Origin of the sequence: Gilliamella sp. CG16 (assembly GCF_046635785.1) — a bacterium.
Classification (GTDB): domain Bacteria; phylum Pseudomonadota; class Gammaproteobacteria; order Enterobacterales; family Orbaceae; genus Gilliamella; species Gilliamella apicola_I.
In genome coordinates this window covers 199,691-214,973 of sequence record NZ_JBIDFL010000002.1, presented here as the reverse complement: position 1 = coordinate 214,973, position 15,283 = coordinate 199,691, and the positions used below count along the sequence as shown (strand labels likewise).

At 33.0% G+C, this 15,283-nt stretch carries 17 protein-coding genes and 1 tRNA gene; 11 read left to right on the top strand and 7 right to left on the bottom strand.

The features are described from left to right. Positions 1-9: 9 nt before the first annotated feature. The 4 genes from ACGH47_RS03435 to ACGH47_RS03420 form a co-directional block, all read right to left on the bottom strand. Positions 10-759: an AfsA-related hotdog domain-containing protein gene (locus ACGH47_RS03435; protein ID WP_411622743.1), complete on the bottom strand. Its 750-nt coding sequence runs from the start codon at positions 757-759 to the stop codon at positions 10-12. Positions 760-793: 34 nt separating this feature from the next. Beyond that, positions 794-1,414, bottom strand: coding sequence for a hypothetical protein (locus ACGH47_RS03430; protein WP_411622742.1), 621 nt, complete (start codon positions 1,412-1,414; stop codon positions 794-796). Between the two features lie 508 nt (positions 1,415-1,922). Further along, positions 1,923-2,828, bottom strand: a complete 906-nt coding sequence (locus ACGH47_RS03425; protein ID WP_267351603.1) for a DMT family transporter — start codon at positions 2,826-2,828, stop codon at positions 1,923-1,925. Positions 2,829-2,839: 11 nt separating this feature from the next. Next, the gene (locus ACGH47_RS03420; protein WP_267351601.1) at positions 2,840-3,535 is read right to left on the bottom strand and encodes an SDR family oxidoreductase; all 696 of its coding nucleotides are present in this window, start codon (positions 3,533-3,535) and stop codon (positions 2,840-2,842) included. 106 nt (positions 3,536-3,641) lie between these two features. Between ACGH47_RS03420 and ACGH47_RS03415 the strand changes: the two genes are divergently transcribed. Then, positions 3,642-4,532, top strand: coding sequence for a LysR family transcriptional regulator (locus ACGH47_RS03415; protein ID WP_411622741.1), 891 nt, complete (start codon positions 3,642-3,644; stop codon positions 4,530-4,532). Between the two features lie 14 nt (positions 4,533-4,546). Further along, positions 4,547-5,455: a LysR family transcriptional regulator gene (locus ACGH47_RS03410; RefSeq protein WP_267351597.1), complete on the top strand. Its 909-nt coding sequence runs from the start codon at positions 4,547-4,549 to the stop codon at positions 5,453-5,455. Positions 5,456-5,521: 66 nt separating this feature from the next. Here the strand turns inward: ACGH47_RS03410 and ACGH47_RS03405 are convergent. After that, a tRNA-Ser gene (locus ACGH47_RS03405) sits at positions 5,522-5,609 on the bottom strand. A 192-nt stretch (positions 5,610-5,801) separates the two neighbouring features. Between ACGH47_RS03405 and ACGH47_RS03400 the strand changes: the two genes are divergently transcribed. Genes ACGH47_RS03400 through ACGH47_RS03375 form a run of 6 tightly spaced genes read left to right on the top strand, consistent with a single transcriptional unit; the run spans position 5,802 to position 9,314 of the window. Further along, positions 5,802-6,119: a TusE/DsrC/DsvC family sulfur relay protein gene (locus ACGH47_RS03400; RefSeq protein ID WP_065559132.1), complete on the top strand. Its 318-nt coding sequence runs from the start codon at positions 5,802-5,804 to the stop codon at positions 6,117-6,119. 21 nt (positions 6,120-6,140) lie between these two features. Beyond that, positions 6,141-6,434, top strand: coding sequence for a cell division protein FtsB (ftsB, locus tag ACGH47_RS03395; protein ID WP_267351592.1), 294 nt, complete (start codon positions 6,141-6,143; stop codon positions 6,432-6,434). An 11-nt stretch (positions 6,435-6,445) separates the two neighbouring features. Continuing rightward, positions 6,446-7,162, top strand: coding sequence for a 2-C-methyl-D-erythritol 4-phosphate cytidylyltransferase (gene ispD, locus ACGH47_RS03390; RefSeq protein ID WP_411622740.1), 717 nt, complete (start codon positions 6,446-6,448; stop codon positions 7,160-7,162). Continuing rightward, entirely contained in the window at positions 7,153-7,629 is a 477-nt protein-coding gene (gene ispF, locus ACGH47_RS03385) for a 2-C-methyl-D-erythritol 2,4-cyclodiphosphate synthase (protein ID WP_267359168.1), read from the top strand. Before ispD ends, ispF begins: the two co-directional genes overlap by 10 nt. 30 nt (positions 7,630-7,659) lie before the next feature. Then, positions 7,660-8,682, top strand: a complete 1,023-nt coding sequence (gene truD / locus ACGH47_RS03380) for a tRNA pseudouridine(13) synthase TruD (protein ID WP_411622739.1) — start codon at positions 7,660-7,662, stop codon at positions 8,680-8,682. A gap of 5 nt (positions 8,683-8,687) precedes the next feature. Beyond that, complete coding sequence (locus ACGH47_RS03375; protein WP_267378011.1) at positions 8,688-9,314, top strand: protein-L-isoaspartate(D-aspartate) O-methyltransferase; 627 nt, start codon at positions 8,688-8,690, stop codon at positions 9,312-9,314. A 174-nt stretch (positions 9,315-9,488) separates the two neighbouring features. Here the strand turns inward: ACGH47_RS03375 and pnuC are convergent, their stop codons facing one another. Next, positions 9,489-10,184, bottom strand: a complete 696-nt coding sequence (gene pnuC / locus ACGH47_RS03370) for a nicotinamide riboside transporter PnuC (protein WP_411622738.1) — start codon at positions 10,182-10,184, stop codon at positions 9,489-9,491. 2 nt (positions 10,185-10,186) lie between these two features. After that, a complete protein-coding gene (nadR, locus tag ACGH47_RS03365) occupies positions 10,187-11,422 on the bottom strand; it encodes a multifunctional transcriptional regulator/nicotinamide-nucleotide adenylyltransferase/ribosylnicotinamide kinase NadR (protein WP_411622737.1) in 1,236 nt (411 codons plus the stop codon). Positions 11,423-11,615: 193 nt separating this feature from the next. Here nadR and ACGH47_RS03360 point away from each other — a divergent pair, with 193 nt between their 5' ends. The 3 genes from ACGH47_RS03360 to recD are packed head-to-tail and all read left to right on the top strand — an operon-like array spanning position 11,616 to position 15,071. Continuing rightward, a complete protein-coding gene (locus ACGH47_RS03360; RefSeq protein WP_411622736.1) occupies positions 11,616-12,632 on the top strand; it encodes a mucoidy inhibitor MuiA family protein in 1,017 nt (338 codons plus the stop codon). Continuing rightward, a complete protein-coding gene (locus ACGH47_RS03355) occupies positions 12,595-13,191 on the top strand; it encodes a DUF4139 domain-containing protein (protein ID WP_411622735.1) in 597 nt (198 codons plus the stop codon). The genes ACGH47_RS03360 and ACGH47_RS03355 overlap by 38 nt, the downstream gene beginning before the upstream one ends. A gap of 23 nt (positions 13,192-13,214) precedes the next feature. Continuing rightward, the gene (gene recD, locus ACGH47_RS03350) at positions 13,215-15,071 is read left to right on the top strand and encodes an exodeoxyribonuclease V subunit alpha (protein WP_411622734.1); all 1,857 of its coding nucleotides are present in this window, start codon (positions 13,215-13,217) and stop codon (positions 15,069-15,071) included. Positions 15,072-15,283: the final 212 nt, after the last annotated feature.

Sequence of the window (15,283 nt, the reverse complement as noted above, 5' to 3'; positions counted from 1 at the left end):
TTTCCTTTTTTATGCCATAAAACTTTTATATTCAATCAAATATAAAGCCACTGCATCTTTAGCTAACTTTGATTCTTTTTCTAAAAGTTCTTTCGCCGGATATACCACGTAACTGGTCAACATCGTGGCACAAATTTTATTTGCCTGTTTGATTGTTATTTTGGCTTTCAACTTTGACCGATAATTATTTTGGTCTATGTCGAGAAGTTCAAAATGAATGATGGCTGGTAAAGGAAATAAAAAGTTTTCAAAATTGACATTCATTTCATTGATGACAAAATAGGTGTCTTTTTTATTTTCTTTTGCGAGAAAAAATTCTTCTGTTATTGCAATAAAAGTTTGTCTGAAAGCTTCAGTAATAATCATTCCCTGTACATGACTACCAGTTTGATGATCACCCATAAGCATATTTCTTTCATCAAGAATAAAAGGTAATTCAAAATTAGATTGATCCAATTTTTTTGCTTGACCGATTAGCACGTTATAAGTGTTGTGTTGATGAGTATAAATATTCGGTGCAAAATTATTACCATAAAATGAAAATAATGAACTCAAATCCAAATGTTCAGGGCTATTGTTGCTAATGTTAAATTTACTTATTTCATCATTTTTACACCCCAATCCAGGAAATAAATGATTTTTAATGTTAAAAACTTTTGCAGGCATTTGTGCCATTATGGCAAGTTGGCTTAACGTAATCGTTCCATCAAGTTTTGCAAATTCATTGAATTTATCGCCAACAACAACTAATTTATTCAAAATGATTCTCCTTATAATTAATAGTGAAAATCTATTAACCACCTAATTTTCTATAGATTTTTGTATAAAGTCCTTCTTTACCACCGGTGATGTAGCTGTCTCCTGCTTGTGCAACAATCGTTTTGTAATGCTCATCTGTAAATGGTTTTATGTAATCTTCAATAGCTCCGTTAAAGCATGAGATAAACATTACGCCAGGAATTTGGCTAATGAGTGAATGATAAGCATCAAAAGAAGTGATTTTGTCAGCGTTACTTTTAACAACATTGAAAATAGTTTCGTTGCGCCATTTTAAATAAGCGTTATAGGCTGTAGGTAATACTTCGACATGACGAAGTTGAACAAAATTTGTTTGAGGAATGACAGTAACGGAACGGATAGGACTTTCAACATAAAAAAGTAATTCACGCTTAATATCGCCGCACAGATAGTTAGCATATTCGGTAAAATCCTGTGCAAAACTTTTTTCGTAATCTGCTAATTCATTTAACGAGCCTAACTCGATAAATTCAATCAATTCTTCTTTATCATCCGAAATATAAGAACTATGTTTGTTGATAAGATCTTTAGATTTGGTTAAAGCGAATGTTTCAATTTCCTGTCCTTTTTCTTTTTTTACAGGATATCGGTTTATTAATAAATATTGTGATGGCATTTTTTATTTCCTCTTTCTGATATACAAAAGTGATCATTAGTTGTACAACTGTTGAAAGACTAAACGGAAATAACAAAATACAAAAATACTTATTTTGTGATATGAAATTGATATCAAAGAGAATATTTTCTGTGTTAAGTCGATTGAATTTGATTGGAATTATTAAACATTAACTTGATGATTTAATTGCCAATTAAATGTTTTTCTTAATATGATTTCGTGATGATGGTTAGAAATTTAGAATGAAAGGCAGAGTGCTATACACAAATCATTCAAGAGAGTGTGTTTTGATATTGACGCAAGGATTTGAATAACTAAATTCCATTTGTCTGATCTAAAAAGATGGGTATTGAGTTTTATTATGATTAATCTGTTATCGCCATATTATTGTATTGTGATATTCTGAATTGCCATGACAAAACTCGCTAATAAAGATATTTGTTCAATAATGTGGTCAGTTGCCACACTATTAAATCAGTTTGTGAATATATTTATTACATCGTTTTGATTAATCCTTTTTCATAACAGTTTTATACGCACCTGTTGCACCTATAACGCCACCAATCACCATGAAAGCACCGATTAACTGTAAAGCAGTTGGTATCAAGCCATTTATAAAAGCCAATAATAGAGTAAAAACGGGGACTAAATTGAAAAATACAGACGTTTTTGCCGCACCAAGATTTTTTATACCGACGTTCCAAAATAAATAAGCCAGTACTGAACCAATTATTCCCATGTAAATAAGTATTAAGTGATGACACAATGAAATATTAATGATTGCATTCACTAAATTACCCTGAAATATTGTAAATAGAACAATGCCTACTGTACCTATTAACATGGTAAAACTTGTGGTTTGTAGTGGTGTTGAGTTGCTGATAAATTTACGACATCCGACAGTATAGATTGCCCAGGCTAAATTACCCAATAAAATGATTAAATCACCACGGTTAAAATGCAACTTGATAATATTATTAATATCGCCATTACTGATAACAAAAATCACACCAACCAAACTTATTAACATGCCAATTACTTGTGACCATAACACTCGATATTTATCAACAATTGACGCAATTAACGTTGTTGTGATAGGTGACGTTGCCATGATAAGTGCACCATTAATCGGAGATGTTGTTTGTAATCCCATAAAGAAAGCCAAATTGAATCCGGTGATACCACATAAACCAAGAAGAGTATACGGTTTCCAATTTGATTTAAATGCAATGATATTATTTTTATCTTTAATAAGCATAAAAATAAAAATGGCAATAGCAGCGATAATAAAACGTTCAGATGCAGCTGTAAGAGGGGTGACAGATGCCACAACAATCGAGCCCGCATTAAAATTAGAACCCCAAAAAAAGGCAGATAAAGTGACAAGTAAAAAAGCTAATTTATTGTTTTTCATTTTAATCTTCCTTATTTCCATAAAAAAGCATCTAACGTTATTGATGACACTAATAACTCTTTCGGCGTATTAATTAAAAACATGATTATTTCAGCAACATTACTTGGTTTAAGCATGCGAGATTTTTGTTCATCGTTAAAACTTATATATTTTTCCATATGTTCTCTAAAATCAGTGTCAACTTTATCCAAAACAAGATTGGAAACTTTAATACCTATAGGCTTGCAATATTCTTTTAATCCTTCACTAAGACCTTGTACTGCATGTTTAGACACTGAATAAGAATACATATCTTTACTTCCTTTTAATCCCCATATTGATGAAATATTAATTATGTGAGGATTTTGACTTTTTTTCAAAAAAGGAAGTATTCCACGGGTTAAGAAAAAATATCCACTTACATTGACGTTAAGTGTATTTACCCACTCTGTATCTGTTGTTGTGAAAGGATCGTTAAAATATGATACTCCAGCGACATTTATTAAAACATCTATGGTTCCCAAATGTATTCCGGCTTCTAAAATTGCATTCTTAATTAGTAGTGGATCTGTCAAATCAAGTTTGTAAGTAAATAAACTATCTGAATTAAGCTCGTTTATTTTTTTCTCTGACAGATAAGTAGCAAAAACTTTGTGCCCTTGTGATAAAGCAATGCTTACCACTTGATGACCAATTCCACTTTCTGTACCAGTAACAAATATATTCATGAATATTTTTCCTCTTAAAATAAAAAATTATAAATAAACTATTTTTCATTCTATTTAGAATTCATTTATAGTACTATGATCAAAATAACAACATTAAATTCCAAAAATGAAATTATCAATCGATGACTTACTCATATTTGTTAATGTAATTAAAGAAGGTAGTATCGTTAAAGCGTCAACTAAGCTTTCAATACCATCTCCGACAATCAGTAGGCGCTTAACTCAGTTAGAAGAAGCTATTGGTGGTCTTTTGATGTTCAGAAGCAGTAGAAAAATAACGCTGACGACATTGGGACAAATGTATATTGCTAAATTTACCAATTTAGTAGAGGAGTTTGTCGAAACAGCTGAAAATTTAAATGATTATTATATAAAATTATCGGGCACAATTAAAATAACAGCACCAATAAGCCTGACACATCAATGGTTTGGTAAGTGTATTTTTTCTTTTATGAAAAAATACCCAGATATAAAAATAGATTTGATGGCAACTAATAAAGTTGTCGATTTGGCTGATTTGAATATTGATATTGCTATCCGAGTAGGAGATCTAACCGATAGCAGTTGGGTAGCTAAAAGAATCTTATTATCCAAAAATATATTGTGTACCTCTAAAGAATATTTAGAACGAATTGGTGGTTGTGCTCATCCAATTGATTTATTGGATAAAAATTTAATCAATATTAATCATAATTTAACTTGGTCACTGACCAATAAAACCCAAAATGAGTATTATGAAGTGAGGTCAATCCCATGTTTAGTCATGGATGATACGGAACTGATCATTGAGGCTGCAAAAGAAGGAATGGGAATTTGCTTTGTCCCATCTCAATTTGTCAAAAATAGTATATTAAAGGGGGAGTTGATACAAATATTACCAGATTGGATTGGCAGCACTAGACCTATTTATTTAATATTTAAGGATAGAAATTACATGCCTAATAGAGTAAGAATTTTCAAAGAACATATTGAAAATTATGTGGATTTAAATGTATAGAGGTTTAAGGCATAGTGGATATTTATAGTAAAAGATTACCTACTATAAAGCAGTTGCAGTATTTCGTAGCAGTTTGTGAAGAACGTAGTTTTAGAGGAGCGGCTGAAAAGTTAGGCGTAAGCCAACCACCGCTTTCAATTCAAATCAGGGATTTAGAAGAAAAGTTAAAGGTCACCCTTTTTTTGAGAAATTCCCATAATGTGGTTTTAACTAAAGAAGGAGAAGATCTTAAATCAAAAGCAACACGATTATTAAATGATCTTTGTTCCATAACCAAATCGATCAAATCGAGAGAAGTGAAAAAAGTAGTGCTAGGGACAACTAAAACACTTTGTTTTGACTTTATTCCTTACTTTAGATTATTTTTGTCGGATTTTAGCGAAGAAACCGAAATTTATAAACACAACTACACATCCAAAGAGCTGTTGTTAGAGCTACAAAAAGAAAATATTGATTTTGCTTTTGTTTCTGATTATCAAATGAGAGATATCAACGAAAATTCGCTATTAGTCTATAAAGAACCGATGATTTTAGTTTTACCTACTAGTCACCCCTGTAGTAAGCAAGAAAGAGTAGATCTTGATGATGTGACCGATTTACCACTCTTTTGGTTTAAACAATACTTAAATCCTGTTTTTTATGAACAGTGTGAACGAGTATTTAAAACGCTCAAACTTCCAATTGTACGGCGTGCAGAACTACAAGATAATTTATCTATGTTACTTGAAGTATCGTTAGGTAAAGGAATGATGCTATTGCCTCAGTCAATGACACAAGCAAAAGTTGAGGGAGTTGCATATAAAAAATTAATTAGGAGTCAAGATTTAAAATTAAAAATCGATATTTTTCTAATTTGGCGAAAAAACTTAAGAAAAAATTCCACCACTGACGCAATAATTAATTATTTTAAAAAATCAGAATAAAAGTTAGAAAAGATCGATTAGACCTGAATTCCAATGAATATGGAAACGTTGATTCTTTGAAGAAGATGGCGGAAGCGCAGAGATTCGAACTCTGGGAGGGTCGCCCCTCGCCGGTTTTCAAGACCGGTGCTTTCAACCGCTCAGCCACACTTCCGCAATGGCTGTGAATATTAAAGGAGTCGGACTTATTTGTAAATAGCTATTTTTGAAAAAAAGCTTGTTTGCTTTAATTTTCGTCAATTTTAAGCATTATTGGCTCCATACTGTGACTTTAAACATCAAAATTAGTGTTGGATTGCATATAATTGAGTATAATATCCAGAAAATAAAACAGCGTACTAAAAAAATGTTAGAACAGATAAAAACAGATGATAACGGTTATTTAAAAAATTGGCAGGATTGGTCTGTTGAACTTGTGCCAGAACTGGCGTTACAAGAATCGATCGAATTAACTCAGGCGCACTGGGATGTTATCTTGTTTGTTCGTGATTTCTATTTGGAATATAAAACGTCACCTGCGATTCGAGCATTAGTCAAAGCATTAGAAAAAAAATTTGGACCAGAAAAAAGCAATAGCCGTTACTTATATAAATTATTCCCAGAAGGACCAGCAAAACAAGCAACGAAATTGGCTGGATTACCTAAACCAGTAAAATGTATCTAGATTAAAGGTAAAATTAAACGTATGAGGCAATGGAAAATAGTATTAATATTGCTGGTGTTACTTGGTTATCTGCAATACTCTTTATGGTTTGGAAAAAATAATGTCTATGATTATCAAGAAAATGTGCAAATGCTTGCAAGCTTGCATGAACAAAACAATAAACTTAAAGTCCGTAATGAACAGATGTTTGCCGAGATTAATGATTTGCAACGTGGTTCAGAAGCGATAGAAGAGCGAGCACGTAGCCATTTAGGCATGGTTAAGCCTAATGAATATTTTTACCGAATCATTATCGACTCAAATTCTCATCAATAATAAGGCATTATGTGAACAACACGAGTAATATTATTGCAATCGTTCCGGCAGCTGGGATTGGTAGCCGAATGAATAGCCAAACGCCTAAACAGTATCTTAAAATTGGTTCAATGACCATTTTAGAACATACATTACAAAAGTTACTATCTCATCCACGAATAGGCAAGATTATTGTTGCTATCCATGCTAAAGATCATCTTTTTGCAACTCTACCTATTGCAACTCATCCTCGAATTCATGTTGTCAAAGGTGGTTCAACGCGTGCTGATTCAGTCTTAGCTGGGCTACAGGTTTTAAATGATAAACAATGGGCTTTAGTGCATGATGCAGCCAGACCTTGTGTTGATCATAATGATATAAATCGTTTGATAAACACCGTGTTTGAAACACAACAAGGTGCTATTTTAGCAACGCGTATCAGTGATACTGTCAAACGAGCTTACCGGACCAATGACAACGTTATCGAATCTTCAGAAGATCGTACGTATTTGTGGGGGGCTGCAACGCCTCAACTATTTAAGGTTGGTGAGTTGAAGTCTTGTTTACAACTTGCTTTAAATAATCATGTGCCAATTACTGATGAAGCCTCAGCGATTGAATATGCTGGTGGACATCCTCTATTAGTTGAGTGCCGTCGGGATAATATAAAAATTACACATCCAGAAGATTTAGCTCTGGCCTCATTTTTTTTAACTAACCAAATGCACAAAGGTGATTTATGCGAATAGGGCACGGATTTGATGTTCATAAATTTGGAGGGGAAGGACCCATCACCTTAGCTGGTGTAAAAATACCCTATCAATATGGTTTGGTTGCACACTCTGATGGTGATGTTGTGTTACATGCGATTACTGATGCGCTAATTGGCGCATTAGCACTAGGCGATATTGGAAAACTTTTTCCTGATACTGATTCTAAATATAAAGGTATTGATAGTCGAATATTACTCAAAGAGGTCTATGGCATTGTTCAAGCAAAAGGTTACCAGTTGGTCAATTTAGATACCACTATTATTGCACAAGAACCCAAAATGCGTCCTCATGTTGATCAGATGCGAGTTAATATTGCTGAAGATCTCAATGTTCATTTTGATCAAATCAGTGTTAAAGCCACCACGACTGAACAACTAGGTTTTACTGGTCGCAAAGAAGGTATCGCATGTGAAGCGGTAGTATTACTTTCTCAAAAACGTTAAATTGATTCATTTACATAATAGGCATTATTCGTGTTAGCAGAACTTAATTTTTTATATGGAAAGCCGAAGACAACGGGACAATACAAGCAACAATATGAAGACTTTGTAGTGACAGAAGATCTTGGTTTTGAATTAACTGGCGAAGGTGAACATGTTTTAGTTTATCTTGAAAAAAAAGATTATAATACTATTTTTGTTGCTGAACAGTTAGCTAAATATGTCGGTATTTCGTCTAAATTGGTGAGTTATGCCGGTCTTAAAGATCGCCATGCGGTGACACGGCAATGGTTCAGTTTACATATGCCAGGAAAGGAATCACCTGATTTTACTGGTTTTGATTTGGCAGGCTGTCAGATTTTAAAGGTTACAAGGCATAATAAAAAATTAAAAATAGGTGCGTTAAAAGGTAATTATTTTAAAATAAAGCTAACTCACTTAAGTGATACTATTGAACTTGAATCAAAATTAGCTTCCATTAAACAACATGGCGTACCCAATTATTTTGGCGAACAGCGCTTTGGCCGAGATGATAATAATATAACTCAAGCATTAAAATGGGCTAATGGTGAAATTACCGTTAAAGATCGTAAAAAACGGAGTTTTTATCTTTCAGCAGCACGAAGTGCCATTTTTAATGATGTTGTCAGTAAACGTATAGAACAAGGTCTACATCAAACCGTTTTAGAAGGTGATATTTTGCAATTAGCTCAACGAGGAAGTTGGTTTGTTGCGCAATCAAATGACCTTTCATTGTTACAATCTCGGCTGTTAAACGGGGAAGTTAATATTACTGCTCCAATGATAGGGGATTCTCAACTTGGTACTCAATCTTGCTCACTTGAATTTGAGCAAAAATGTTTAGTCAACTGGTCACTATTTACTGAATTATTTAAAAAAGAGCGTCTTGAAACCTCAAGACGTTCGATATTATTGCGTCCTCAGCAACTTAATTGGCAATGGATAAATGATAATAGTATTGAGATTAACTTCTATTTAACATCAGGTTGTTATGCAACAAGTGTAATACGAGAATTGATTACAGGAAATGAGTAACTAACATGCAAAGTTTAAAAATGCAGTCTCTAATTCAATTATTGCGTCAGCAAGGAATCAAAGATGAACGTGTATTAGCCGCGATAGCCTCAACACCTCGAGAGCATTTTATTGATGAAGCCCTTTCTCATCAAGCTTATGATGATCGTTCTTTGCCCATTGGTAGTGGACAGACTATATCACAACCTTATATCGTTGCCCGAATGACTGAATTGTTAAAGCTTGAACCCGATTCAAAAGTTCTTGAAATAGGGACAGGTTCAGGTTATCAAACGGCAATTTTGGCAAAATTAGTTGATCATGTCTGTTCGATCGAGAGAATCAAAAGTTTACAATGGAATACTAAACGTCGTTTAAAACAACTCGACATTCACAATATTGCCACTCGACATAGTAATGGTTGGTTAGGGTGGCCAGAGCGTGGTCCCTTTGATGGTATTATTGTTACCGCAGCCGCTTCTGAAGTACCAATTAATCTTGTTAAACAATTAGCAGATAAAGGTCGATTAGTGATACCCGTAGGGGTAAACCATCAGGTTTTACAATTAATTGAGCGTAATGGCGATAGTTATATAACGAAAAATATGGGCGAAGTAAAATTTGTACCTTTGGTGAAAGGTGAAATTGAATAATGGCTGTTTATTTATGTTAATGCCAATATCTTGATAGGGTAACTTCAAAAATTAAAATATCAATTTAGGTTTATCTCATTGCTAGTCAAAAAATAGAAAATAAGTTTATTATTTTCTATTTTTTGCTTATTAAATTATCCATTTAACAACAATCTGCTAATGATAAACAATATGTTAGGTCGTTTGTTTTGATTCAGATTGTTTCCATTCACAAATCCCGTAAATGGCATTGAACAGGTAGATTAAGTATTGCGTTGCGATTACGATATTATTTGTATATATATTTAACCCAATCACTAACACATTTAATATCACCCATAAATACCAATTGAATGAATAACGCATCATTAATAGTAGTTGAGCTACAACGCCTAATCCGAAGATAAAACAGTTTGTAATTAATTGATAAACGGTATTTTCAACACCAATTGCGTTGGTTAAGTAGACGTTGAAAAATACTGCTGCGATTAAAAAAATCAGGGTATATAGAAAAGCATTTTCACTCAACGAACGCACTTTAACATTTTTATGTGAGTCTTGATTTTTTTCCCAAGTGATTAACCCAACAATATGCGATCCAAAATAGTAGAAAGTTGGCAAGCCTGCACCAATATTGTTACCCAAGTAGTTGGCATAACATTCAGCAACCACTGCCAGCATACCGATAACATTTCCCATATTTTTGCGTTTAGCCAATAAAATAACACATAGTAGCCCACAAAAAGCACCAATATACGAAACAAAATAACGTAAATTCAAATGGGTAAAAGGATCAGTATATAAAAAGGCTAACGTAACACAAAGTACACAAAATAGAGGGTAAAATTTATTACGTCCAATAAATATAGCAAGATGACTTAATTTATTCATAATTAATACTCTTTATCATTAATAAGTTGATTAACCAATTCAATACAACGTAAATAGCGTTCTTCGTAATCAGGCGAATCAATTGGAATATATTTGATATTATTTTTTTCAAGAATTGAGATAAGTAATTGTTGAAAATCTTTACGTTGTTTTGGACTGCCTAGCGAACGTAGTCCGTCAGCAACCCATGGCGTGTTATTACCTAACAGTATCACCAAATCAAAACGATAGTTGTTGATCATCGCCTGTAAAAAAGGGTGTTCTTTACCTTCATATTTTTTACAAAAAGCTTGAGTGGTGACAAAATCAGTGTCAATAAAAGAGACCTTATTGGCATGCTTTATTGCGAAATCAATATATTGTGCGTGACCTAATGCGATTTTATCGTAATCAGCATATTGTAAGGCACGTTCATCCCCCCCAAGCTGTGAAAATACATAATCACGACCATATTCCCATGCACTAGTCGTATTGAATACATTGGCGAGTTTATTAACCAGTGTTGATTTTCCACTGGATTCTCCGCCTAAAATAGCAACGGTTCTAACAAAAAATGGTCTTACTTCAGTCGGAATATATTGCCAATTTTGCAGCGGTGCTTGACGGATTTGAGTCCCACTGACTTGCATAAATTTCCGTTCTGGATCGATAAGTACTGTTTCTAAATCGAATAAATCTTTATACATAGCGACATCTTGAGGTTCACTCGAATAGACGCAATTAGGTTTTATGCCTTTTTCTCTAAATAGTTTTTTGACACGATCACTCCACTCAAGCCAACCGTTTGGATACGCAGGAATTCCATCTTCTTTTAATAATTCAATATGGATATTTTTTTGATATTTAAACGTTTGCAGTAACCAACGAATACGATCATTAATTGTTGGTTGGCGAGACATTGCACTTTGTTCAAACAGTGCCATATCACGGAAAGTATCTGAACAGAGCACAACATAAAGTTCATCGACTTGACTAATCGCCCGTTGAATTAAATGAATATGACCAGTATGTAAAGGGTAAAATTTACCAAATATAACACCGACTTTTTTATTTATCGTCGATTCTTCTATTTGTAAATAGTGATGTAGAGATTGTAATTTTTGTGCGCTAGGATTTTTAACTTTATCATTGATAAGTTGACTTAAATAACCTTTTGTCATTTTACAAGCATCGGCAACGGTTTGTAGGGATAAATTTTTTCGCTTAATTGCCTGTTTTAGATAGCTAAAATTACTCATAGCAACACCTCTCTTTTTGTGTTTTATATCTGTAACATAATTTATATTAATTTTATAAAATGTTCAATATATTAAACAAAAAAAATATCAAAAAATATTAGATTTTTTTATTAATTAAGACAAAATAGTCATGTCCGCGGGAATAGTTCAATAAAATGAAAAATGTAAATTTATTATAAACAAAGGAAAAACAATGAAAAAATTATTATTATTAAGTGCGTTAATATCAAGCAACGTATTAGCCGCTAATGACGTAATACTCAATAAGGTAACGTTGTTTCTACAAGGTGCTGAATTACAAGGTCAGTCGATAGTTTCATTAAAAAAGGGTGAAAATGCAATTGTTTTAACAGGTATTGCCAATGGGGCAAAAGCAAATTCGATAAGTATTGGGTTTAATAATAACAACGTAAAAGTATTGTCGACTTCATTAAATAAGAACTATGTTGATAATGATGAACAAAATCATGATACCAAACCATTACTTGAAAAGTTACAGCAATTGCAGGAAAAATATGATATTACTGCAATTCAATTAAAAGCTGTATCTGAGCAAATCAACCTTTTACAAGGAAACCATTTAGATCAACTCACTAAAGTGACTAATGATAATGTAAACGGAATGAAAAATATATTGGATTTTATTAAAGCCAATTTAGTGTCTGCATTCAGCGAACAATACACATTAGAAAAGGAAATCCAACAACTTGAACAACAAATCGAACAATGTCAGGAAGAATTTGAAAAGTTAGCAAGAACAACAAAAAACTTAACGAATGCAATTGATGTTAAAGTGTACTCAGATCAAGATATCACGTTACCGATTACTTTATCTTATGTTACCAATGAAGCAAGTTGGAATCCCACTTATGATGTACGTGTTGATGATATTAATTCCCCAGTACAATTAACTTATAAAGCTGAAATTCATCAAAACAGCGGTTTAGATTGGAAAAACATTGATTTTAAATTATCCACCTCGAATCCTAGCGAAGGAATAACAGCCCCTAATTTATCTCCTTGGTATATAAAAACCAGTAATCCCGATATGGGTGATTACAGGCTAGGTATTGGTTATCCATTGTTAGAAGATAGAGATGATATGATGTCATTGAGTCATACAAATACTGTAAATAATGCAACGATTAACACTTTAGGTATAAGTACTATCTTTGAAGTTATCTTACCCTATACTATCAAATCAAAATGATAATATCCTGATCTTACAAAACAGAGAGGTTGTAGCAAATTATCATTACGTTGCAACACCAAAAATCAATAACTATGTCTATTTACAGGCACAAATAACAGATTGGGATAGACTCAATCTTTTACCAGGAAAATTGACAGTTTTTTTCAATGGTAGTTATATTGGCGAAAGTTTTATCGATACCAAATATATTAAAGATACTCTCGACATCGCTTTAGGACGTGATAAAAATATTTTGATCAATCGTAATCGCAATGTGAATGAAACATCTAAACCTTCTTTCTTTGGTAACAGTATTTCACAAAAATATGCTTATACGATTGATGTAAAAAACAATAAATCATTACCGATAGATATTATTGTTTATGATCAGTTACCGGTAATCTTAAATAAAGCCATATCACTGGATGATGTTAAATATGGTAATGCGGACTATGACAAAGATACAGGTAAGCTTACGTGGAAATTTAAGTTAAATCCAAACGAAAGTAAAAATCTTAATTTAAGTTTTAAATTATCTTATTCAAAAGATGATGTTGACGATATAATTGGATTATAAATCAGTTAAAACAGAAACTACGCATGGTAAACGAGTGGTTAAACCAATTTAAACAAGACAGTCAAATTAGTTTACTTGACATTCATTTGGCTGCATTTTTAAGTCATAAAGCAAAATTAAATGATGATCTCACACTTAAACGCTTTAGTTATATGGTGCTATCACTAAGTAAAGAGGTAAGATTAGGGCATGTTTGCCTTGATCTTACTTTATTAAATCAGTCATCCATTGCTCCAAAATTATGGTTAGATTTAGAATCCCCTCAAGATGTTGATTGGAAACATACACTCAAACAAGCTCAAAATAATCAGGTTGTGAGTGATGGTCTTACGCTAACGCCACTAATCTTTATTAACAACAAACTCTATTTTCAACGAATGTGGTTAGATGAAAAAAATGTTGCATACTATTTTAATCATACAACATTTAATGAAAAAACAGATAGCAGCGTTAATTTCAACACCATACTTGATCAATTGTTTACCGAACATCACACCGAAATAGATTGGCAAAAAGTCGCTGTTGCGGTGGCATTAACACGTAAAGTTGCGATTATTTCAGGGGGGCCTGGGACAGGGAAAACCACAACAGTTGCCAAAATTTTAGCCGCCATTTTACAAACACAACCTACTGCTCGAATTGTCACGACAGCACCCACAGGTAAAGCGGCCTCAAGACTGACTGAATCACTAAGCCAAGCCTTAAATAAGCTTCCTTTTGAATCTTTAAATAATAAAACAGAAGCAATAACCTTACATCGATTATTAGGTGCAAAAGCGGATAACCGATCATTTACCTATCATAAAAAAAATCCACTTAATTTAGATGTATTAGTCATTGATGAAGCATCTATGGTTGATTTAAATATGATGGCGAGAGTGATCGAGGCATTACCGCCATCAGCGCGTTTAATATTATTAGGTGATAAAGATCAGCTCTCATCAGTTGAAGCGGGTGCTGTATTTGGTGATCTTTGTCATTTTATTGAGAATGGATATAGTGAGTCAAGAGCATCAGAACTGAGCCAATTAACCGGATATGTCGTTCCTTCTATACCCAGTGTCGCTTCTATTACCGATAGTATTTGTCTGTTAAAAAAGAGTTACCGATTTAATGAATCTTCTGGGATTGGACTATTAGCTAATGCAGTAAAAGAAGGATATGACAGTAAAGTTAGCCAGTTATTAGAAGATGAAATATTGGATGACATTAATTATCATCCTTTGTCATCAAAATCATCTTATCAAGCTTTATTACACGATAGTGTAAAACATTATCAGCATTATTTAGATGCGATAGTGCACCATGGCAATAATGATATAGCTTTAATTCTAGAAAAATTTGCACAATATCGTTTATTGTGTGCTGTCAGGGAAGGTTTATTTGGTGTACAAGGTTTAAATAAGCAAATTGAATCGTTACTCATTAAGAATAAATTAATACAGCCAAAGCATAAGGACGGCTGGTACATCGGTCGACCGATTATGATTTTACGAAACAGTACCGCTTTGGGATTGTATAATGGTGATATTGGTATTACGCTCACCGCTGAACATGATAAGTCAAAATTACGGGTCTATTTTCCTTTTTCGGATGGATCAATTAAAGGTTTTTCACCTTATCGATTGCCAGAACACGAAACCGCCTATGCAATGACGATTCATAAATCGCAAGGATCGGAGTTCGATCATGTAAATATTATTTTACCTACTGATTATTCACCATTGTTGAATCGTTCTTTACTTTATACGGCGATTACTCGAGCGAAAAGAACGGTAGCGATTTATGCTGAAAGTAAAATTTTAGCGTTATCGGTAAAAAACCAAATACATCGTGAAAGTGGTTTAGCGCAGCAAATTAAAGGAAGTAATAAAAAATAACACCAAGTATATTATTTGTTTCAAATGATCTAATGTAATAACTTTGAGCCATTTACAATCTTCTTAATGGAAATCAAAAAGATAAATAGCATAACGCGTTAAAAGGATCAGTCATTGTTTGTTTGAAAATTTAAGACTGTATTGCTCAGCTTAAAAAGAGAGAAATTAAAAAAGCACTTGATGAAATAACAAGTGCTTTTTTGTTTTTAAAT